The organism is Kribbella sp. VKM Ac-2571, assembly GCF_004362255.1.
In the GTDB taxonomy this organism is placed as follows: domain Bacteria; phylum Actinomycetota; class Actinomycetes; order Propionibacteriales; family Kribbellaceae; genus Kribbella; species Kribbella pratensis.
Map to the genome: position 1 here is coordinate 62,018 of NZ_SNWS01000012.1, position 21,964 is coordinate 83,981.

The 21,964-nt window shown below is 66.2% G+C and carries 14 protein-coding genes and 1 pseudogene; 10 read left to right on the plus strand and 5 right to left on the minus strand.

Going from position 1 to position 21,964, the window contains the following annotated elements; translation table 11 throughout:
- Window positions 1-1,008: 1,008 nt before the first annotated feature.
- Window positions 1,009-1,302 (minus strand): DUF1330 domain-containing protein, encoded by a 294-nt coding sequence (locus tag EV651_RS25275; RefSeq protein ID WP_133787736.1) that lies wholly within the window; start codon window positions 1,300-1,302, stop codon window positions 1,009-1,011.
- Window positions 1,303-1,523: 221 nt separating this feature from the next.
- Between EV651_RS25275 and EV651_RS25280 the strand changes: the two genes are divergently transcribed.
- The 6 genes from EV651_RS25280 (at window position 1,524) to EV651_RS25305 (ending at window position 13,482) form a co-directional block, all read left to right on the plus strand.
- Window positions 1,524-1,877 (plus strand): helix-turn-helix domain-containing protein, encoded by a 354-nt coding sequence (locus EV651_RS25280; protein WP_133787737.1) that lies wholly within the window; start codon window positions 1,524-1,526, stop codon window positions 1,875-1,877.
- A 2,080-nt stretch (window positions 1,878-3,957) separates the two neighbouring features.
- A complete protein-coding gene (locus EV651_RS25285) occupies window positions 3,958-5,124 on the plus strand; it encodes a helix-turn-helix domain-containing protein (protein WP_133787738.1) in 1,167 nt (388 codons plus the stop codon).
- A 264-nt stretch (window positions 5,125-5,388) separates the two neighbouring features.
- Window positions 5,389-6,921, plus strand: a complete 1,533-nt coding sequence (locus tag EV651_RS25290; RefSeq protein ID WP_133787739.1) for a DUF2397 domain-containing protein — start codon at window positions 5,389-5,391, stop codon at window positions 6,919-6,921.
- Window positions 6,918-8,057 (plus strand): TIGR02678 family protein, encoded by a 1,140-nt coding sequence (locus EV651_RS25295; RefSeq protein WP_133787740.1) that lies wholly within the window; start codon window positions 6,918-6,920, stop codon window positions 8,055-8,057. Before EV651_RS25290 ends, EV651_RS25295 begins: the two co-directional genes overlap by 4 nt.
- Window positions 8,054-12,238, plus strand: a complete 4,185-nt coding sequence (locus tag EV651_RS25300) for a TIGR02680 family protein (protein ID WP_166658779.1) — start codon at window positions 8,054-8,056, stop codon at window positions 12,236-12,238. The genes EV651_RS25295 and EV651_RS25300 overlap by 4 nt, the downstream gene beginning before the upstream one ends.
- Window positions 12,238-13,482 carry a DUF2399 domain-containing protein gene (locus tag EV651_RS25305; protein ID WP_166658780.1) on the plus strand — a complete coding sequence of 415 codons (1,245 nt, stop codon included), beginning with the start codon at window positions 12,238-12,240 and terminating at the stop codon, window positions 13,480-13,482. The genes EV651_RS25300 and EV651_RS25305 overlap by 1 nt, the downstream gene beginning before the upstream one ends.
- On the opposite strand, the gene EV651_RS43020 is transcribed toward EV651_RS25305, so the two are convergent.
- On the minus strand, window positions 13,467-14,264 hold the full coding sequence (locus tag EV651_RS43020; protein WP_166658781.1) for a DUF6119 family protein: 798 nt from the start codon (window positions 14,262-14,264) through the stop codon (window positions 13,467-13,469). The two genes, EV651_RS25305 and EV651_RS43020, sit on opposite strands and share 16 nt — an antisense overlap.
- A gap of 25 nt (window positions 14,265-14,289) precedes the next feature.
- The gene (locus EV651_RS43025; protein WP_133787744.1) at window positions 14,290-15,273 is read right to left on the minus strand and encodes a DUF6119 family protein; all 984 of its coding nucleotides are present in this window, start codon (window positions 15,271-15,273) and stop codon (window positions 14,290-14,292) included.
- 152 nt (window positions 15,274-15,425) lie between these two features.
- Between EV651_RS43025 and EV651_RS25320 the strand changes: the two genes are divergently transcribed.
- From EV651_RS25320 to EV651_RS41540, 3 genes are all read left to right on the plus strand, one after another.
- Complete coding sequence (locus tag EV651_RS25320) at window positions 15,426-16,982, plus strand: DUF234 domain-containing protein (protein WP_238157179.1); 1,557 nt, start codon at window positions 15,426-15,428, stop codon at window positions 16,980-16,982.
- On the plus strand, window positions 16,973-17,104 hold the full coding sequence (locus tag EV651_RS43030; protein ID WP_255512241.1) for a hypothetical protein: 132 nt from the start codon (window positions 16,973-16,975) through the stop codon (window positions 17,102-17,104). The genes EV651_RS25320 and EV651_RS43030 overlap by 10 nt, the downstream gene beginning before the upstream one ends.
- A gap of 810 nt (window positions 17,105-17,914) precedes the next feature.
- On the plus strand, window positions 17,915-18,052 hold the full coding sequence (locus tag EV651_RS41540; RefSeq protein ID WP_166658782.1) for a hypothetical protein: 138 nt from the start codon (window positions 17,915-17,917) through the stop codon (window positions 18,050-18,052).
- A gap of 594 nt (window positions 18,053-18,646) precedes the next feature.
- On the opposite strand, the pseudogene EV651_RS41955 reads toward EV651_RS41540, so the two are convergent.
- Window positions 18,647-19,218 (minus strand): annotated as a pseudogene (locus tag EV651_RS41955) (SDR family NAD(P)-dependent oxidoreductase).
- Window positions 19,219-19,314: 96 nt separating this feature from the next.
- The gene (locus tag EV651_RS25330; RefSeq protein WP_202870501.1) at window positions 19,315-20,010 is read right to left on the minus strand and encodes a DUF4386 domain-containing protein; all 696 of its coding nucleotides are present in this window, start codon (window positions 20,008-20,010) and stop codon (window positions 19,315-19,317) included.
- A 312-nt stretch (window positions 20,011-20,322) separates the two neighbouring features.
- On the opposite strand from EV651_RS25330, the gene EV651_RS25335 reads away from it, so the two are divergent.
- Window positions 20,323-21,888, plus strand: coding sequence for an alpha/beta hydrolase (locus EV651_RS25335; RefSeq protein WP_166658783.1), 1,566 nt, complete (start codon window positions 20,323-20,325; stop codon window positions 21,886-21,888).
- Window positions 21,889-21,964: the final 76 nt, after the last annotated feature.

Sequence of the window (21,964 nt, forward strand, 5' to 3'; positions counted from 1 at the left end):
TGCAACTCTGTCGACCGCTCGCGCGCGTAGGCCGACAATCTCCGGAGGCAAGCTGCCATGCTGATTCACGACGATGACGCTAGGGCAATCCGAATTCATGTCAAGCTCTGCCAGTGCGCTGCGCCGCTCCCATCGACTTCAGGCAGCTTGATCAGGCGTAGCAATCCTCATCAACCGGCCACACAAGGGTGAGCCGCACTGCACGACTGGCGATTTCGCCGATGCCACCAATCGTGGGACCGACCCATGGTCGGCTCGGGTGACGAGCCCGGGCGGTCTCAACCGAAGGGTATCCATTCATTCGACAGGCTGTCACCGGCGGCGGTGGGGAGATGTCGCATCAACGTTCCACGGCTTCCTTCAAGCCTCGTTCGAGGGTCGTGGAGCGACACCGCGCTCCACAACTGGCCTCCGTGTGGCGCTGCCTTCCCCGTGATGGGACAGATCATCCGCCGTGGCAGGAATCCTCGCAGACGCGGCGGTGGGATGGGATGGGTGCCTGACGCGGCAACTCGCGCCCGCGCAACGACTGCTGCTGCCCTTGGGATCGTTTCGCCGTCCGCGGTGCCTTTGCGTGACAGTCGGGTGAGCCTGGACGGCCGGCGGGGCGTCCTACCGGCTCACGTCGTCAGAGCGCTGGGCGGGCGGATGCGCCGCCGGGCTGCCGACCACGCGCGTGATGAGCGGATGCTGGCCGAGACTGTCGCCACACTGGGCACCGAGACCGCCGAAGTCCGCGACGAGTCCGGGCCCGATGTCGCAAAGTTACGCAGCCCGGGTAAGGCTCTGGTCCAGGACCTCGAAGGTGCCGACGACGCCCAGAAGCAGGCACCGACCGCGTTGAGCAGGATGGGCTTGGTGCCGCCGCTGGACGACAATTACCAGCTCCGATCATGTCGGGGTCGTGCGAGTCGAGTTGGGGTTGGCTGTCAACGCCATAAGACTCGGGAGTGGGCCGGGAATACCCAAAGAATCCTGCTGCTTCGGTGAAGTCCGACTGGACCTCGGTCAGTCGATGCCTTCGACGATGCGGAAGTCGCGCTCGACGCCGTCGGCGAGGGCGATCAGCGCTTCGTGGTAGGCCGCACTCTCGCGCGCTGCGACGGCCTGCTCGAAGCTGTCGAACTCGACCAGGACGGTGCGTTCGGCGATTCCGGCGTCGTGGGCGACGACCCGACCGCCACGGACGAGGGTCCGTCCGCCAAACGCCTGGACGGCCGAACGGGCCAGCTTGTTGTAAGCAGCCAGCTTCTCAGGGTGTGAAATGGTGCGGTAGGAGCTGACCCAGTAGCCCTTGGGCATAGAACCTCCGGAGTTGGGATGAGTGCATCTGACTTACGGTTTGGTTTCGGACGAGCGCCGGCGGGCGAGAGCGAGGCTTGTCAGCGTCGTGATCGCCATGGCGCCGACGCCGACAAGCGTCTCGATGGTGTACGCGCTCCCAAAGCGCTTCGGAAATCGAATCGGTGGGACCTACGATAGCGTGTCTGATATCGAAGCAGCAAGAGGGGACGGTACGACGGATGGCGGCACCCAGGCCGGGACGGGTGGTCCGAGGGTCGAGCACCGGCCGGCCGCTGATGGCCGCTCTCGACCTGCTGGGCCGTAGGTGGAACCTGCGGATTGTCTGGGAACTGCAGCACGGGCCGGTCGGGTTCCGTGCGTTGCAGGAGCGCTGCGACAACATGTCCTCCAGCGTGCTGCGGCAACGGCTGACCGAGCTGGTCGACGCCGCCCTCGTCGAGCAGCATCCGGACACCACCTACGCCCTCACCGAGCTGGGCCACGGCGTCTACCGCGCGCTGCGCCCCCTCGTCTGGTGGTCCGCAGAATGGGCCGCGACCCTCTCCGCCGCCGATTCCGAAGACGCCCGCTAGCACTTCTGATATCGAAGCGGTAACGCCATTCCGGAGTGCGACCTACCAACAGCGATAAAACCGGCGGGTCCCAAACTCACGCTCAACGAAACCCGCGATCAGGCCGATCGGGCGATGCTTGTCGCGTCGTGGATCTGAAGGGCGCCCTAGCACTCCAGCTGCAGCAAGAATGCACAGAGGTCTCGCAGGTCGAACGTATACGAGCGCACAGTTTGCAGCGACGGTCCCACCGCACTCAGATGCGCCAGGAACCGATCAAACCGGACCGACAACCGCGAACTGCTCGTCCAGCACCGCCCACGACACCCTGCCGTCAGGCGGATCCACACGTTGGACCACCAAGCTACAGACGCCTCCGAGACGTCAACAACACCCTAGATAACCACCCACGGTCACCGCGCCTACATATTGCGGATCGTTAAGAAGGTTTAAGGGAACACATCTTCGATTATGTATCCGAGTCACGACACCACGCGCGTCAAGTCGGGCCCATGACCAGCAGTCAAGGTCGACGACGGCGCTCGAGTCAGAGCTGCAAGAACTTGAAAGATGCCGCGGAAGAGCTGGACAGCGACTGACGCGGAGAATCTCGGTGGTGCTCGTGGCCGGCAGCGGACAACGCTCGCCAATACGGCCTCTGACCTTCGACTCGCCACGGCAGCGCCTGATTGAGGACGCTCAGCGTTCGAGCACGAGAAGCACGACCTTGCCGACTGGCTCGGTCGTAAAGCACAAGCGGAGCAACAGCCTGAACGACTTCACCCCTTTGATCCGCCCCTATGACCCCTTGGAAGGGCGTCAACCCAGTCGCGCCACCCGACTCCGACCGGGCCCTGACGAATTCACCAAGGCCATTCGGCATCAACAGCGCGCGACGGCCACCGGACAGTGGGCCCGTCCATGTCGCTCCAGTTCTCGCGAGCCGCGCGCCCAGGCGGATGGACAACCCAGCCAGCACGGTGCGGCAACCGCACCATGGCCGGCCGCTTCGCCGACTGCCCCGCCGCCGAATCTCAGACAGCTCCCTGACTCACCAGGACCACAGCCTTGATCGTGCGCCAGTAACATTCAGTCGATCGTTGACAACAGTTTGCCGCAGAGGCCAACGACATGTCCCCAGCCAGGCCGTCTCGCATTCGTCGTCTGACGCAGCGACAGGTGCCCGCTCCGTTCCAGTACAGCGTCATCGACCTCCTCGGCGCCGTCCTCGGCGACTGACCAGACTCTCCTCGGCACGCGCAAGCGCCGTGCGGAGAGATTTGATTGCTGCGGGCAATCCCTGTGCAGAGGGGCATCTGCAGCCTCGCAGCCGCGCCTGTGACAGCAGGATCAAGGTGAAGGTGACCTAGATGTCGTCCGAGAGAACGAGGCGGCACCGCAATTGCCATCTGATGGGCCAAACGCGCTGGACGGCAGCATGCCGAGTCACCACGAGACCCCGCGCCAGGAAGCCAACGCACCCTGCTGCTCCGGTTCATGCGCCCGCTGATCCGCGCGCAACGCGCCCTGCCCAGGCAAGTCAGCTTGCCTGCAAATCTGCCGGGCGGTGGCTGCAAATATGCCGCGGCACTTGCTGCAGATCTGCCGCTCCTCTACCTGCTCGGTGCGCCAGCATCTCGACACCCATTACGCCACTCTATGTAGCCAGCAACGCGATCCCGGATGCGATACGAGGCTCAGAACGATCTTGGACCTGGAAGGCCCGACCCCGCAGTCCCGACAAGGCTCACCGCTCACCTCTTACGCACCTCAATCAGAGCGAGAGGATGACGATCGATGAGAACCAATGCGACTCAGACCACCCACGAATCCCCTACCAGAAAGAGCTTTCGCGCACCATCGGCAAGTCGTGATCAGTCTCGGGTGGAATTCAGCGGGTTCGGGGTTCGAGTCCCTGGCGGCGCACAAAAGCCCAGGTCACGCAGGTGGCCTGGGTTTCTTCATGCCCGCAGGTCACCGCCACCGGCACAACCAAGACCGCCGCCCGAACCGCGCTGCTCCTCAAGCTCCAGAACCGCGCTAAGACCAACCACTCCGGCGATCTCACCGCGGCTCACAAGGTCAACCATCTGCTCGATCTGTGGGAGCGACGGTTCGAAGGACTGGTCGCCGACGGGACACGCTCACCCACCTCGCTCGCCACCAACCGGCGTCCCTCAAGAACCATGTCCGTCCCGCCATCGGCGAACTCCACATCGGCGAAGCCACCACGCAGCGCCTCGACATCGTCCTCGCCGACATCAAGAATCACGCCGGCGCAGCGACCGCCAGAACCTGCCGTGCCGTCATCTCTGGTGCGATGAAGCTTGCCGTCCGCTACGGCGCCATCACCGTCAACCCCGGCCGCGAAGTCGACGCCATCGAAGCCAAGCCCAAGAACTCACCCCGAGCGCTCACTGCGAAAGAAGTCGCCCTCCTGCAGAAGACACTGACCGCCGACGAACACGCCGTCGAGGCCGATCTTCCAGACCTGGTCACGTTCATGCTCGGCACCGGAGTCCGCATCGGCGAAGCACTCGCCGTCCTCTGGCACCAGGTCGACCTCGAAGCAGGCACCGCTGAAATCACCCACACCATCGCCCGGCCACCCGGCGAAGGCCTGATCCGCAAGACCACCAAATCCAGAACCGGCGAACGCGCCCTCACCCTCCCCAGTTGGGCTGCAGCCATGCTCCGCGGCCGCCACACAGCCGGCTCCCGCCCCGACGACCCCGTCTTCCCCGACACGATCGGCGGCTACCGCGACCCCTCCAACACGCGCCGGTCACTCCGTATCGCCCTGTCCCCTGTCGGCAGCACCGCCCGACGCGAGCTCGGCCGAACCCTCCGCGGCCTCCGGCGCCAAGCCGGCCTCAGCCGCAAGCCAGTCGCACAGACCCTGGGCTGGCCCCAAACCAGACTCGAACTCATCGAAACCGGCCGCATCAAACCCAACCACCGACTGGGCTCTAGCCTCACCAAGACTTACGGCATCGACCTCGACAACACCCCCGACCTCCTCGCCCAACTCACCGACGCCGCCCAGCCCGCCGAATCCGACAAACTCGTCTGGATCCGCACCCACGCACTCCGCAAAACCACCGCCACCGCCCTCGACCAAGCCGGCCACACCGCCCGCCAAATCGCCGACCAACTAGGCCAAGCCAAAGTCTCCATCACCCAAGACACCTACCTGCACCGCCAGCCCGCCAACCCCGCCGCCGCCCAGGCCCTCGAACACGCCTTCAACGACCCAGACATCATCTGAGTAGCGCTCCGCGGGCCCGCACGGTGAATCGGCAACAGACCGGGACCAGTTCGCGGAAGCCTTCGAACACCTCGGCGACGCCTATCCCAGTGGCGAACGGCACGACGCAGCTGGCGACGAGCGGCCGCCAGCAATCGACATGCTGCACAACCTGTCCACTGGACCGGGCTCTGGGCGATCGAATTCGCGCCTCTGACAGGACCGAAGCGCTTCACATCGGTGAAGGCAGTGACGTGAATGGTCACCGACCGTATGCTTTAAGGGATGACTGAGGGTCACGAGTTACCGGAAGCGGCGGAGGGGGGCGATCCGTGGTCAGCGGTACTGGCCGGCCAGGAGCTGGTGCCGGCGTACCTGACGTCCCCGCTAGCTGCACAGTACCGGGCGATCGTCGAGGTTCTCCTCGCTGAGCAGGACACCAGCCTGACTGGTCTGTCGTACGACATGGTGGACGCGGGGGTGCGCGCCTATCTCGGTGAGCGAGTGTCTGTTGACGTTGCGGACCGGCTGCTGGATCCCTCCGTACTGCATCTCGACGCTCGGCTCGAGCGGCTAGTGCAGTGGAAGGTCATCACACGATGGCAGGAGCCGGCCCGGACCGGAGAAGACTTTCTGCGACGACGAGACCGCTACCAACTCACCCCGCGGGCTGCGAGCCTGCACACGTTCTGGGCTGCCGCCGACGACGTCGAGGAGACAGCCGGCGACCTGACCCTCGCGCCGCGGGCGATCCACGACCGGTTGATCGCGTTCGCGGGCGCCGTACAACGCCAGATCTACACGGATGCCGCCACCGAGTTCCAGCAGATCTCCGCGCTTCACATCGCCATGGCAACGGCGGCCCGCAGTTGGCAACGGACGCTGGCTCACGCGCTATCGGGCGGTCCGGATCCGGCGAAACAGGAGCTGCTGTGGAACACCTTGCGCGCGTATGTCGGCATGTGGGGCGAGCAGGTCGACGTCCACAGCCCCGGGATCGCAGAGCAGATGCATCAACTCCATCCCCTCTTGACGGCGGAGGTTTGGCGGGCGTGCGTCCGCGCAGCCGTCGACACCGACATCGACGATCAGGTGGTAGCGGACCAGGCACAACGCTGGACGCACACCTGGGACGCACTATCGGCATGGTTCACCGGGGAGAACAGCCAGGCCCGCCACCTCCGCCGGCAGCTTCGCAACCTGGTGGCACCGTGGGCGCGCAACATGAACATCCTCCTCGACACCGGCGGCGCGGTGACCCGGCGGGCGGAGCTGATCCGGCTCGCCGGAGCGATCGAGCGTGCGCCGAGCGACGAGGCGGCGTGGCAGATCTGGGACACGGCCGCGGGGTTGTTCTCGGCCCGGCACGTGCTGCTCGTACCGGAGTCTGCCGACGATCACGGGCTGAGCTGGCTCGACGCTCCCGCAGCGCCGGTCACGGCACGGTTCCGTGAGCACGGGCAGCGGGCCGCGGTGGGCCGTCGTACGAAACTCCCGAACTATTCGTCGGGCAAGAAGGCCGCCCGGCAGGCACGGCTCGCGGCCCTGGCGGCGCGCAGCGCGGCCGAGGCGTCCTTGCGCCAGCGGTCGGGAACGAGCCTGTCGACCTGGGGTGAGGTCAGCGAACCCGAGCTGGATCTCTTGCTGGAGTATGTCGGCGTGGCTCGGCGGTCCCCGGCGAATGTCTCAGTCACCAGCGACGGCCGCTGGCAGATATGCCTGCGCAGGCCCCAGAACATCTCGGAGACCACGACTATCCGGACGCCAAATGGCCGGCTCGCCACCCTCAATTGGCACTTCGAGATGGAGCCGGCATGAACCGCGACGGTACGGCGCGGCAGACGGCGTTCACGTCTCTGCTCCGATCGCCCGTGCTGGACCGGCACTCGCATCCGGAGATCTGGCCGCTGGTACGCGCCAACCGGAACACCTTGATCGAGTGGTTTGCGCACCGGCTTGGATACCGGCTCGTGGTGACGGATTCCGCCGCCCGGCTCTTCCGATTGCCGCTGGACGGTGTCGTACTCGCCCCGGGCCGGTTCCGCCCGGTGCCCCGGCGAGTGCTCGTACTGGCCATTCTCGCCGCGGCCGCCGCAGAGGACGCCGAGGACATCACCACCACGCAGGACCTGTCGGATCGGGTGCGAGCTCTGTCCGACCACGAGGACGTGGCGCTCGCGCCTTACGATCCGGACCGGTTCGCCGAGCGGATGCTGTTCATCAAGGCAATGCAGATCCTGGTGCTGGCCGGCGCCCTGCAGCCGACCAATCGCGATGACGACGAGCAGCGGGAAGGGTGGGCTCATCACAAGAACCAGGTCGGCGGCGCCTACGAAGTACGGCGAGACCTGCTGCTGCGGATGGTCGACCCGGAGTCCCTGCGCGCCGCTCTCGGTGAACAGATTGGCGCACCCAACGAATCGGAGGCCCGGTTCGGTGTGCTGCGCAGACTCATCGAGCTTCCGGTCCTGCTGTACGACGACCTGACCGAGGCGGAACGTACCTACCTCAACAGCCAGCGGCACCGGGTACTGGCGTGGTGTACCGAGATGACCGGCTGGATCGCCGAGCAACGAGCCGAAGGCATGGCACTCGTAGCGTCCGAGGAAAGCGGCACCGATCTCCCGTTCCCGGGACTTCGGGCCACCGACTTCTTCGCGCTGATGGTTCTCGACGAGCTCGTCCGGCGGCACGGCACCGGCGTACCGTTCACCGATGACGATCTGACGACGGCGGCCGAAGGCCTCAAGACCAGCTATCCCAAGGCATTGACCAACGATCTGAAGCCCGGCAAGGCGATCGAGTCTGCGACCGTGGAGATCCTCCGCGCCCTGGATCTGCTCCGGCCGGCCGAGAGGCCCGGCGCCTGGGTTCTGACGCCGCCCGCGGCGCGGTTCCGCGATCCGACGGTCGTCACGGTGACAGCCAGGCTCGACGAGGGAGGCGACGAGTGACGTTCCACAACCAGGACGGCGAACGGTGGCTCGGCGCTGCACTCTCCGGCGATCTCCCGAGCCCGGCCCGCGACCGCTGGCAGCCGCTGCGCGTCGGCATCGTCAACCTCTGGGAGTACGACGACACCGAGTTCTGGTTCGCCGACGGCCGGCTCGTCCTACGCGGCGGCAACGGCGCCGGCAAGACCAAGGTGCTCGAGCTCACGACTCTTTTGCTGTTACGGGGCGAGATCTCTCCGTCGGTCCTCGACCCGTTCGGCTCGCAGCACCGCACGATGCGGTTCAACTTGCTGCCCAGCGGCGACGACGACGATCCGCGCCCACCGTCGGACGCCGGCCTGGGGTACGCCTGGATCGAGTACGGCCGCATCGACGAGGAAGGCCGGGAAGAATATTTCGTCTGCGGGCTCGGCCTGAGCCTGCGACGCGGCAGCGGCACGACGTCCCCCACCCGCTGGCACTTCGTCACCAGAAGGCGCCCAGGGCAGGACTTCCGGTTCGTGACCGGCCAGCGGCCGCTCGACAAGAAGGATCTGCTGAAGATCTCCGGCATCGAGTACCTCGACAGCTCCACCAAGTACCGGGCCCGGTTGGCTGCCGAGCTGTTCGGACTAGGCTCCGAGGGATTCGACAACCTCACCACGCTGCTGAAGGAGCTCCGCCGACCGAAGCTCGGCGAGCGACTGAATCCGGCGAGTCTCGCGGACACGCTGCGTGCTGCGTTGCCGCCGTTGGCCAACACCGAGATCAACCAGCTCGCCGACGGCTGGGACAACCTGGAGAAGCTACGCAAGTCCGTTGACGAGATCCGTACGGCGGCGACTCGTGTCGCCACCTTCGCCCGCACCGGGTGGCTCCCATGGGCCCGCACGGTACTGCGGTTGCGGGCCGATGCCTTCGCGTCAGCCACCACGAAGCTGGACAACACGACGACGGCGCGACGCAATGCCGAGCAGGCACTCTCAGACGCGCAGGCAGTGGTCCTCGAGCTGAACCAGGAACTCGACAAGACAAAGCAGCAGCGGAAAGATCTGTCGACCGAGCTGCGGGAACTTCAGGAAAGCCCTGCCTATCAAGACGCGGTCAGCGCGGCGGATCGCGTCCGGTCACTGACCTCGCACCTCGGGTCGCTCAACACCCAGCAAGAGACCGTCGAGGGCCGGCGGACGGACGAAGAGAACGAGCTTGCCGAGCAGGCGGAGGCCGCGGCCGAGGCCACCGCCAAGGCCGAGGAGGCCGAGCTCGACGCCGGTGCGGCGGCCGACGCGACGGCTGGGATGGCCCAGCCGATCGGCCTGCAGGATTCCGCCGTACGTCATCTGCCCACCCGGGACCTGCCCGGGTTGCGTTCGGATCTGACCGTGCGGAGCGAGCGATTCGGCAGGCTGCGCGATCTGGCCCGCGAGCACGGCATCGCGGAGCAGGCAGTCGATCAAGCCGCCGAGCTGCTTGCTGGCCGGGTGAAGGACCTCGACGAAGCCAACGACGAGCGTGCGCGGGCTCAGCAGGAGCTGGACGATGCCGAAGACACGCTCCGCACGCAGATCCGGGACTGGAACCTCGGCGCCACGATCAGCATGGCGACCGACGAACAGGTCGAGGACTGGTGCGACCTCGTCGCCGAGCTGGCCGCTGCCGACCCCGACGACTCGGTCACGACACCTGCGGTCGCCATCCGACGGCACATCGACGGCGTACGGGACAAGATCCGCGACCGGCAGGCAGGTCTCGTCCAGAAACGGGATGCGCTGGCCGGAGAGCATACGGACCTCACCGGCGAGCTCACGAAGGTCCTTGAAAACGTCGAGAGTCCCCCGGATCCACCTGCGCTCTGGCAACGACGCGACCGCTCGACAATCTCCGACCGAGGCGCGCCGCTCTGGAAGTGTGTCCAGCCTCGGGCCGAGGTCGACCCGCACCAACTGGATCTCTTGGAGGCAACACTCGCGGCAGCCGGCCTGCTCGACGCCTGGCTCCTCCCCGACGGAACCCTGCAGGCCGCCGACAGTACTCCGCCCGACACCTTCCTTATCCCCGCTCCGGAGCTCGAGACCTCCAACCTGACCGTTGTCCTGGAGCCCACGCCGACGGACGGCGTACCGGACTCCGCGATCCGCGGTGTGCTCGCGGCGATCGGTTGGTTGCCGACGGCACCATCTGGCGATGGTACGGCGCACACCTGGCTGGCCGCGGACGGGACCTGGCGCTGGGCCTCGCTGACCGGCCGCGCCACACCGAGCCAACCGGCGTCGTACCTCGGCGCCACCGCCCGGGAGGCGGCCCGGCAACGCGCGATCTCCCGGCTCCGCACGCGATTGGGCGAACTCGACGTACTGATTGCCTCTATCAACGAACTGATCGAGGCGACGGGCACCGACCTGTCCACCTTGCTAACAGAAGAAGGCCGAGTGCCCACGGAACGCCAGCTGACGCACGCGGCCGAACGGGTTCGCGAGCGCGAACGGCGGGTCGCCGACTCCGGCCGAAAGGCCGACGACGCCCGGCGGCTGCATCAAGACCGACAATCCGAGCGCGACGCAGCATGGGCCGAGTTCACGAGCTATGCCGGCGATCACGCGTTCCCGGTGCGGGAACTGGACAGCTATGCGGAGCGTCTGGCTGGGTATCGCGTTGCCCTGGACACCCTGGCCGCGAAGGTCGAGGTGCTCGGCGTCCATCAGACGCAGCGCAACCGCGCCGCTGAAGCGGTCGGCAGGGCACAGCGACGCCTCGACGGCACTCAGCGGGAGTGGAACAAGCTCCGCGACGACATCAGGCAGACCCAAGTCCGGCTCCGCACCGCGGAGGAGGCGCTGGGCCTGGACGCGAAAGCTCAGCTGGCCCGACGAGGAGAGCTCGACGAACAGCTCACTACGACCGAGGAACTGGTGGAAGACATCACCAGCCGGGTGACGGACGCGCGAGTCGAGGCTGCCGGCGCCGAAGAGACACTGAACCGGCACGAGGACAACCGCCAGGCCGCCGAGGAGGTCCGGGACGCCGCGATGGCCGCCTGGTGGGAGACGTACGACGCCGGTCTCGCCGGTCCCGCTGGACTGTCCGAGCCCGAACGCCGAAGCGTCGATTCCGCCCGCGAGTCCACCCGCGCGGCGCGACGCGAGCTCGGGCCGGCCGTCGACCCGGAGCGCGCCTGGCGCGCCTGTTTCCGCGAGCTGGAAGCACTTCGGCAGATCCTGCTCCCCGACCGCGACGCGCGGGTGCTGGAATCCGAGACCGACGACGCGCTCCAGCAGGTTGTGATCCTGGCCGACAGCACCGCGGGCTGGCAGGGCCCGGCGGCGGCTGCCGATCTGCTGGCAGAGCAGGTCCGGCAACAGGAGGAGACGTTCGACGCCGAACAGCAGCGGGTCCTGACGACGCTGCTCGGCTCGACCTTCATCGAGCATCTCAAGGACCGGCTGGACTACACGGCGCGGACGTTCACGAGGATCAACACTCAGCTCGAGAGCCACCCCACTCGGCACGGCAACGCCGTACATCTCAAATGGGGTCCAGACCCCGGTGACCAGGACGCCGGGAAGGTGGTGGAGGCACTCACCCAGGGCTATCACCTGCTGACCCCCGAGAAGCAGAGCGATGTCCGTGCGTTCCTTGCCCGTAAGATCGACGAGGCCCGGGACGACGCGTCGGCCGACGGTACGGCGGACTGGCGGGAGCAACTGTCGGCCGCGCTCGACTATCGGAGCTGGCTGCGGATCACGTTGCAGTACAGGCCGAGTTCGGCCAGCAAGTGGATGCCGTTCGACGCCGCCAAGCACGGCGCGAAGTCGGGCGGTGAGAAGGTCGTCCTACTGTCCCAGCCGCTGTTCGCAGCGGCAGTCGTTGCGTACGACGCCGCGTCCGAGCACGCACCGCGCTGCGTCTGGCTGGACGAGGCGATGACCGGTGTGGACGAGGAGATCAAGGCCTCCTTCATGGGATTGACAGTCAGCTTCGACCTCGACGTCATGCTCACCGCGCACGACGAATGGTGCAAGTACACCACCGTGCCGGCGGTCGCGGTCTACGATCTCGCCCGCCACAAGGGACTCCCGGGCGTCGACGCCGTCCCGTACCTGTGGTGCGGCGGCGAATGGACCGCGGTCGATGTCGGGGCCGCTGTCACCCCGGCGGACGACCTGACGATCGCGGACGGACTGTTCGCCGAGGCGGACAGCTGATGAGGCCGCTGCCGGCCGCGCTCGAGGACTGGGTTCGCATGCCCGGGCCGGCCGCGGTTCTTGAGGCGATCGTCGGCCGGGCACACCGCGGATTCAAGACCGAGTCCGGTTCGCTCGGGACAGTCGCATTGACCGAAGACGAACGCCGCCAGGTCGCACAGCTTCTCGGCACTCCCTGGGAGTTGTCGGGCAGACCCGTCCGGCTTCAAGACCTCGCGGCGCGGCTCGGTGAGCACGGTCTGTCAGTGCGAGAGCTCGCGGAGGCATCCCACGGCAGGACGATCGAGCCCGACAGTGTACGACGCAAGCGAGCAGCCAGCGCGGGCCAGCGCGAACGCTCGGCGGCCGCTTCGGCGCTGGCAACCGCGGGAGTGGATCCGTCCATCATCGAGCAGTGGATCGACGACCGCGGGCTACCGCGACCAGGCACCGGCGACCTGCAAATCCTCGCAGAACAGGTCGCGGACGTGCTCGGGCACATCAGGCGATCCGGCCGCAGGATCTGGCTCGCGCAGCTGGCCGCAGACGTCTTCAACGACGCACACAGACTCGACGCCAACGAGCCGCTCGGCCGAGCTGTCGCACGCCTCGCCGCAGTCACTCACCGTCTGCCACGCCCGCAACGCGCCGGGCGCGACTGGCGCGCCGCCTGGGCAAGCATCGGAGTAACCTGCGACGCAGTCTCCTCGCGCGTGCTCGCCCTCAACCTGCCTCTCGACGGCGACTCCCCCGCCACACACCAGTGCAGCAACGCCCCCGGCGAGCCTGTCTGGCTCACTCTCCGCGCCTTGACCAGCAGCTGGTCCGTACATCACCCAGCCACGATCTTCGTCTGTGAGAACGTCACCATCGCCCAGGCCGCCGCGGATGAACTCGGTCCAGACTGCCCGCCGCTGGTCTGCACCGACGGCATCGCCTCCGGAGCCGCATTAGACCTTCTGGCCGGCCTGTCCGCCAGCGGATGCACCATCGAAGCCCGGGCCGATTTCGACCAAGCCGGCTTCACCATCGCCGACCAGATCCTGTCCGTCGCTCCGGACGCCCGCTCCTGGCGGTACGACGCCACGACTTACGCAGCCATCTGTGACCTCCCCAACCCGCCCGCCACATCACGCGGCCTCTCCCAGGCACTCAGCGATCTTCGCGTTCTCTACGCCGGCACGCGGACCCCGGTCCACGAAGAACGCCTCCTCGGAGACTTGCTGGCTGACCTCACTGCCAGGGCACCTCACCTGGCTGGATGAAGGCGAGCAGCCGGTGAAGCCAGCTCAAGTTCGAACCCGTGCTCGCTGATGCGTTGCCAGGTCTTCTGGAGCAGCAGATGGGACACCAGCGGCAGCGACCGGACGTTGGGCTCGCCGTTCCAGGTGCCTAGCAGCAACAGACAGATCTTCAGGCAGCCCCGCTCACGTCCCTCAAGCCGCCCCAGGCGATCCTGGATCGCGTCCAGAATCTGCTGGCCGGCATCCGCATCCATTGCCCGGCTCAGAAACTCGATCCGCACCTGCGGCTCGCGGACGAGCATTTCCGCCGCCACCACCGCCTGAGTGCAGAGGTGACTGAAGGTTGCCGATCGCCCCTTCATCTTCGCGAAGACCAACATGCCTTCGTCGGTCAGCACGTCGCAGGCTTCGAAGGCACTCTCCCCCGGGAGCTTGATGTTCAGCCGGTCGAGCACGGCGAGCCTGGGGTTTCGCGAACGTTTGATCTCCTCGAGATAGTCCGGCTCGTTGCCACCCTGGTAATCGGGGAACGGGAACGTCGACCAGGGAATTCGTTCCAGCTCGTCATCGAGACGTTTGAGGAACCCGTCCTCGACGCGGTACACCTCGCCGTCGCTGACGACGTATAGACACTCGTCGATATTCAGCTCGGTCACGATGAGATCGCTGATGGCGAGACTCTCGACATCCCCGGTCGGTATGCCCTCAAGGCAGGCCCGGACCCGCTTGCGCATGAGCGCAGACGGGTCCTCGTAGTCAGGGGAGTTCTTGATGATCCAGGAACGCAGATGCTTCCAGGACATGAGGACGCGCTGCGGGGCCTTACGCTCACCTGGCAACGCGATCAGGAGCCGCTTCGACGGGATGCTCGTTCTGCGCCGCCCAATCGGGGAGGACCAGGTCCACAGCCGGTTCATCGGATGTCCCGATCCGGCAAACGACCTCTCGCAGCACGCGGTCCGCCTCGGCTCGCGTCTCGACCGGAACGATCTGGTCGATCCAGCCCCAGTCGGCCTTGTAGTCGGTTCGGTCCCGAAGATCGACCAGATAGTCGGCCAGTACGACGAAGTCGTCGAGCGAGTCGAGGTAGGTCGTGAACCTGAGCGTCCTGCCGCCCTCGACGTCGCGCATCAATTCGTCGTTCGTGCGGACGCTCAGACTCCGCAACAGGTCGGACACCTTGTCGAAGCGCAGCCCCTGTAGCGGAGACGCACTGTCGGCGCGGGCATCCATCCGATGCCGGAAGACATCACGGACCTCACCTGACACCCTCCGCACCCGGGCAGTCGGGTCGCCGACGACGCGCCGCCTTCGTACACCGACAGGCACTTCCCGCCACGAATCGACACCGTCCCCGACGGCGTGACGATTGAGCGCTGCGACAACACCGAACCGCGTGTCTAGCAGGTCGGTCGGCATCGAGCGTGAGGCACCGCCGAAGCAGTACACCACCCACCTGTTCTGCTGCGTCACTGTCGATCTGACAACCACCAGCACAGCCAGGCTCTCGTCGGCCGAGTCCGCCGGCAGAGGCAGTCCGAACTGTCGCAAGAGCGGCCGCCAGGTGGGCGGCCGTTTACGGCTCCGGCGTACAGCGACCTGCACATCGACATCATTGGCCAGCTCAGCAGACTCCACGAGTCCAGCACCACGGTCGCAGTACCAATCGAGTACGTGATCCTTGTCGGCCAGCGCCTGAAGTTCGGACACCTCCGCGTCGGGAGCGAGCAGAAGCACGCTGAGCGGAAGGTCTGCGCCGATCTTTTCCGACGACGTCGGCGGCAGAACCTCACCCACCAGTTCGGACTCCATCTGCCACCCTCCCCACAAGCCCTGTCACCTATCGTGACCGACTCCGGTGCGCCTCCGCCCGTCGACCGCGCGTGTCGCGGCCGGGTCAGCCCGCCGACACCTCTCACTCGGCCGCAAGTGCCGCGGCCACTGGCAGAACGGATCGCCAGTCGATGCTCGAAACCGCATCCGTCGAGGATCCGGCGCCGGCGATCCGCCTCGATCGCGCCCCTTCTAGATCACTGCCGCTTGCGAAACTTTCATCTATGAAACTATCATTCATGAAAGCATTCTCAGGAGGTTCTCACGTGGACGGATTCGTCGGACGGCATACCGAACTCGGCCTCCTCGACGAGTTACTCGGATCCGTCAGCGCCCGCGGCCGCGGGACGCGGCGGGGGCGTGCTGTCCTCATCCGGGGGCGCCGGCGAGTCGGAAAATCCCGGCTCGTGGAAGAGTTCCTCGACCGCAGCGGACTCCCCCACGTCTTCTTCACCGCGGTCGGCGGCTCCCGGGAGGGAGATCTGGCCGCCTTCGGCGCCGAGGTCGCGGCATCGTCGCTACCCGAAGCGTCACGCTACGCGGACTTCACCGTTCCGCAGACGTGGGACGCAGCGCTGAGCCTGCTCGCCACGGCGCTCCCGACCGACAGACCCAGCATCGTCGTCATCGACGAAATGCCCTACCTCGTGCAGGAAGACCCCACCTTCGAGGGCGCACTGCAGAAAGCCTACGACCGGACCCTGTCCAAGCTCCCGGTTCTGCTGATCCTGATCGGCTCCGACCTCGCCATGATGGAACAACTGAACACCTACGGCCGGCCCTTCTACCAACGCGGCACCGAACTGGTCGTCCCTCCACTCAACCCGGCCGAAGTCGCCAACATGCTCGACCTAACGCCGGCCGATGCACTCGACGCCTACCTCATCAGCGGCGGCCTCCCGCTGATCCTCGAGGAATGGCCCTCAGGCGCAGGTCCGATGGACTACCTCGAGCAAGCAGTACACCGACCGACCTCTGCGCTACTCGTCAGCGGAGAACGCACCCTAGCGGCCGAGTTCCCCACCGAAGCCCAGGCACGTCGGGTACTGACCACCATCGGCCACGGCGAGCGCACCTTCACCTTGATCGGACGGGCGTCTGGCGACCTCAATCCAGGCGCGGTCAAGCGCTCACTGGACCTGCTCACAGCACGCCGCATCGTCGCCGCCGACACGCCCCTGTCCACCCGGCCGAGCCGCGAGACGCGCTACCGAATCGACGACCCGTACCTGCGCTTCTGGCTGTCCTTCGTAAACCCGGCAATCCCGCTGATCGAACGCGGTCGAGGCGACCGGGTCCTGGAGACGATTCGTGCGAGCTGGACGACATGGCGCGGCCGAGCTGTCGAGCCCGTGATCCGCGACGCCCTCTGGCGCCTCACCGACGGATCAGTCCCCGAAGGCACGAACGCGATCGGCGGCTACTGGACCCGCACCAACGACCCCGAGATCGACATCGTCGGCGCCGACCGGGCACCGATCGCCAAGAAGATCACAGCCGTCGGATCGATCAAGTGGCTCGAAAACAAACCATTCGACACCCGCGACCTCGCACGCCTCATCCACCACAGAGCACAACTACCAGGCGCCGCCGACAACACACCTCTCATCGCAGTCAGCCGCAGCGGCTGCACCACACCAGACATCACCCACCTCACCCCCGACCACATCCTCGCCGCGTGGAACTGAAGCGCTACCGCGACAACCCCGCCACGTTCGGCTACAACAACACGATCGGACGAGATCCGGTCAGCAGGCACCGCGTGGCAGCAATGGAGCTGGCTGCGCCTGCAAATCTGCCGGCACCTTAACTGCAGATCTGCCGCCCATGTGGTCCCGTCAACAACTGCTCTCGCCACGTCTCGAGCAGACCCACGGCCGTGCGCCGCAGCCGGTCTCCAAAAGCGACCCTGCGGAATCCAAGCTCGGCTTCGGCTGGCAAGCCGACCTCGCGTTCCGGGGTAGGTCTTCCGCACCTCTTTACGCACCTCAATCAGCGCGAGAGGATGGTTGCCGATGAGAACTTATGCGCAACATGCAGCTGCGGAATCCGTTACCTGTAAGAGATCCCGGGCATCGTTGACAACAGATGATCAGCGTCAGTTGAAATTCAGCGGGTTCGGGGTTCGAGTCCCTGGCGGCGCACAACAGCCCAGGTCACGACGGTGTCCTGGGCTTTTGCATGTCCGTAGGTCATCTCGAACTCATCTCTCTGCGCTGATTCACCGCCCAGCGGACCCCGGCCACGACTCTCCGCGGCACCGTCTGAGCCCCGATCTGCTCGTGACTGTGCGTCACGTCACATCGCTTCGCAGCGTTGCCGACTTATCCAATTCGGCGCTGCAGCCAGCGTTGAGCTTCCAACCGTCAGACAGGTTGGAGGCCTGACATGTCCAGACCACCGCTGCCCATCGGCACTTGGGGAAGCATCTCCACCAAGGTCATCAAGACCGACAAGAACGGCAAGCCCTCAAGCATCAGTCGCAGACCAAGTTCCGCGACCACGACGGTCACGTCCGCCAAGTCAGCGCGGTCGGCACGAGCAGACAGGTGCTGAGACCGCGCTGAAGCAGAAGCTCCAGGAGCGCGCCAGGACCAACCAGTCCGGCGCCCTCACCGCGATGCACAAGATCAACCATCTGCTCGACCAGTGGGAGAAGAGATTCGAAGGACTGGTCGCCGACGGGAGACGCTCACCGACCTCTCTGGAAACCTACCGCCGTGCCCTGAAGAACGACGTCCGCCCAGCCCTCGGCTAGCTCCGCATCGGCGAAGCCACCACCCCACGAATCGACACCGTCCTGACCAGAATCAGGACCACCGCCGGTGCCGCCACCGCCAAGACCTGCCGCGTCATCATCTCCGGCGCCATGAAACTCGCCGTCCGGTACGGCGCCATCTCCGACAACCCCGCCCGCGCGTATTCGTGCGGGCGGCTTCAATCGAGCCCTTGATGGGCTCGCGTTGCCGGGGGCATCGACGGGTGCACTGGAATGCGTCGTCGAGTGCGGTCAAGCCCTGGCGTGTTTGGGGGCTGTGATGAGAAGAACTCCACGCTACTGAGCGCTGCCGATCACGCCGCGCTGTTGATCGCAGGGACCGCATGCAGCGGCAAGCCGACGAAGACCGAGACGATCTCTCGGGCGGGCCGCCTGGTCAGGTGGTGGGCGCTGGTGCGGCGAGACCGACCAGGTCGGCGCTCACTGCCCACAGTCGTGCGGCGAGCATCGCGTCGTAGCTTCGTTTCGAGGATCTCGTGGATTTGCTCTTTGCGAAGTACCGTCCCGTCGTCCGATCGAGATCGGGTGCGGAGGCCAGGTGGATCGAGGTTGCGGCGCCCTCGGCCGGCGATTTCATGAAGGGCCGCAGGACAGGAACGAAGAGCCGCTGGGCGCGGCCGGGTCGCCTGCGCCGAACGCGGTGCTCACCAAGCCGGGGTGCACCACGTTGGCGGTGACAGAACTGGTGCCCAGTCTCCTGGCCAGTTCGTAGGTGAACAGAACGTTGGCGAGTTCGGACTGGTTGTAGGCGCGGGCGCCCGAGTACGACCTCTCGCCCTGGAGGTCGTCGAAGTCGATCTGTCCCATCGTGTGCGCGTTGGAGGCGACTGTGACGACACGCGCCGCGGTGCTTTGCCGCAGGCCCTCGAGGAGGAGGTTGGTGAGCAGGAACGGCGCGAGGTGGTTGAGCGCGAAGGTGTGCTCGAGTTCGTCGGTGGTGACATGGCGGGTGTTCCAGTAGCCGCCACGTTGTTGATCAGTACGTCGATGCGTGGATGATGCTCGAGCACCTCGTCGGCCAGTCGCCGGACGTCGGACTGCGAGGAAAGGTCCGCGACGAAAGCCTCGACCGCACCACTCGTGGTCGCCCGGATTTCGCGGGCTGCGTCCTCGGTGCGTGGACGGTCTCGCCCGGTGATCAACACGTAGGCACCATCGTGGCCAGTCCGAGTGCGGTTGCCTTCCCGATACCTCCGGTACTGCCCGTGATCAGCACTGTTCTGCCGACAAGGTTCGTGGGCCTACGGTCGGCGGGCACTTCCGTTCACCCGCTTGAACAGCAGGACACCTAGCACGATCAGCCACGCTGCCCAGAGGTAGCTTCCGAGGAGGCCGCCCAGTTCCCAGACGGGGAATCCGGACACGGCTGTGGCGAGGATGTCGCCCTGGTTGACGAAGTACAGGGCGCTCGCGACCAGACCGAGCCATCCAGCCCAGGCGGGCATCACGTGAGAGCGCAGGATGATGACGCTGACCGTGGCCGACCAGCCGATGGCCAGGAGCTGTCCGAGGTGCTCGCCCAGTAGCGCCCCGCCGTACTGGTGCTGAGCCGTCCACGCCGCGGCCACCGCCGAGCGAGTGCCTTCGTCACCACTCAGGTACGAATCGGCCAAGACCGGTACGACGAAGACCCAGCGCAGGAACCCGATCAGTGCCAACAAGACCGAGGCAGCGCCCAAATAGGTCGCCACCCGCAGCGCGGCGTCCCCACGACGAGCCAACGCGGTCGGCAGCAACAAGATCGGCACCGCGAGTACGGCGTACGTCCAGGCGACCGCAAACCACGTCCACACCAGACTCGCCCCACCTGCCGCGAACTCGGGCAGCACCACGTCCGCCGGCTCGCGCAGAATGTCAGGCCAGTCGAACGTCATCGACAACACCGTCGCCGCGATCATGAACGCCACGGTGGAGGCGATGAACAAACTCCCCGTCACCACAGCGGTTCTGCGCCGCCCCACCGAGACGAATCGCTCTGTTGTCTCACTGCTGTGCTCTTGACTACTGACAATGCCCATGCGAACAGCCCCCCAGCACGGCGACAAAGGCTGTGGCGACCCGACGGGTCACAAGCACAAGATCTGACCGCACTGACCTCAGCATGGGCCCCACCATCAACTCTGTCCACGACCAGCAAGCCTCAACCCACCGCCCAGCCTTCGGCTAGGACGGTTGATTCAACGTTGACAGGCAGTGTCCTCCCGAGGATGGTGAGCGGCACGGGGCGTATGTGGGTGGGGGTGTCGGGCGTGTCCGTCGTCGACGGACACGGACGCCGGGGTCTTGTGCTGCCTGCAAGGGGAGCTCAGACGCATGGCGAACATGAGCGCACTGAGACGCACCGCGATTGTCGCGGGCGTGTTCTGCCCGGCCATCGAGGTCGCCGCGATCCGGGCGTTGCTCGGAGGGGTCGACCACACGGCGCTGCTAGGCGGTTCGTCATGATGTTGCGAAACGACATTGCGCCCACGAGTGGCGACAAGGTCGCACCTGTCGCCTCGGCGCCACGACGCTCGCACCTTGGCGGGGTTGTGGCGGGATCGCTGGCCGCGGGCTTCGTGGCAGCGGTGGCCCTCCCGTTCCTCCCAGCGGGCACGGTGGATACGAACTTCTCCACCGCCATGGTGCTGCTCGGCTTTGCCCTCGGTTGGGCGCTCATAGCAGTTCTGTCTCTGCGGTTCACCGACCAACCACAACGCTGGGCCGTTGTGCCGGCGATCTTCATGGTGGTGTCCGGGATGCTGGTGCTCTTGGCTCCGGACACCGTGGTCGACGCGTTGGGGTGGGTATGGCCCCTGGCCCTGTTGGCCTTGGTGGTCTGGGTCTGGACTCACGCCAGGCGCGAGCTCCACAGTCGGACCAGGGTATGGCTGCTGAACCCGGTTCTGGTCATCCTGATGCTCCTCGCCCTTGGCGGCGGGTACGAGACGATCAGCCGATCGACCGACCCGACGGTGACCATGCGCGGTCAACTCGTCGACATCGGACCCTATCGACTCCACCTGGAGTGCACTGGCTCAGTCGGTCCAACCGTCATTCTTGAGCCCGGTGGCGGGGGCTCCGCGGCGTCGATGGGGCTGATCGCACCTTCTGTGGCTCGCGACAGCCGAGTGTGCGTGTACGACCGGGCAGGGCGTGGCTGGAGTGATCCCGCCTCGAGCCCGCCCGATGGTGCGCAGATCGCCACCGATCTGCACGAGCTGCTAGCTCGCGCACACGTTCCCGGGCCGTACGTGCTGGCCGGGCATTCCTTCGGCGGCCTGTACGTGAGAGCCTTCGCCGCGAGGTATCCCGAGGAGATCGCCGGCCTGGTCCTGGTCGACTCCACCGGCGCCAAGAACACGCCGGTGTCCCCGCAGAAGGCGAGTTCCTACAGCGTTCTGAAACACCTGTCCTCATTGGCCGCAACAACGTCTCGGCTGGGCGTCGGGCGCCTCATCGCCGGCACCGGATTCTCGGAACTACCACCGACGTACCGAGACGATGCGCGCACAACTGCCGCCACCGGCAAGGAGATGAGCGGCTTCCTCGATGAGTTCGGCGTCGCGAATCGATCCGAAGCCCAGGCCGGGGAACTCCGCAGCCTCGGCGCGAAGCCACTGATCGTCCTGACCGCCGAACTCGACAACTCAAAAGGATGGATGGCTACCCAGAACCAGACCGTCACGCTGTCAACCAACAGCCTGCATCGCGTCGTGTCAGGCGCGACCCACGCTTCCTTCGTGGAAAGCCCAGATCACGCCGCCGCAGTAACCCAGGCAATCCACGACGTGGTCGCTTCGGTCCGGACCGGGGAACCGCTGAACGGTCCCTGACACGGAATTCGTGACAAGGATGAGCGCCGCCGATCTGGATACGGCCACCGCCGGCGGCGGCCAGAGTTCTCCGACG

Coding starts and splice junctions, on each gene's coding strand:
- EV651_RS25275 (WP_133787736.1), bottom strand. CDS start 1,302: ATGCCCAAGGGCTACTGGGTCAGCTCCTACCGCACCATTTCACACCCT.
- EV651_RS25280 (WP_133787737.1), top strand. CDS start 1,524: ATGGCGGCACCCAGGCCGGGACGGGTGGTCCGAGGGTCGAGCACCGGC.
- EV651_RS25290 (WP_133787739.1), top strand. CDS start 5,389: ATGACTGAGGGTCACGAGTTACCGGAAGCGGCGGAGGGGGGCGATCCG.
- EV651_RS25295 (WP_133787740.1), top strand. CDS start 6,918: ATGAACCGCGACGGTACGGCGCGGCAGACGGCGTTCACGTCTCTGCTC.
- EV651_RS25305 (WP_166658780.1), top strand. CDS start 12,238: ATGAGGCCGCTGCCGGCCGCGCTCGAGGACTGGGTTCGCATGCCCGGG.
- EV651_RS43020 (WP_166658781.1), bottom strand. CDS start 14,264: ATGTCCTGGAAGCATCTGCGTTCCTGGATCATCAAGAACTCCCCTGAC.
- EV651_RS43025 (WP_133787744.1), bottom strand. CDS start 15,273: ATGGAGTCCGAACTGGTGGGTGAGGTTCTGCCGCCGACGTCGTCGGAA.
- EV651_RS25320 (WP_238157179.1), top strand. CDS start 15,426: ATGCTCGAAACCGCATCCGTCGAGGATCCGGCGCCGGCGATCCGCCTC.
- EV651_RS41540 (WP_166658782.1), top strand. CDS start 17,915: ATGCACAAGATCAACCATCTGCTCGACCAGTGGGAGAAGAGATTCGAA.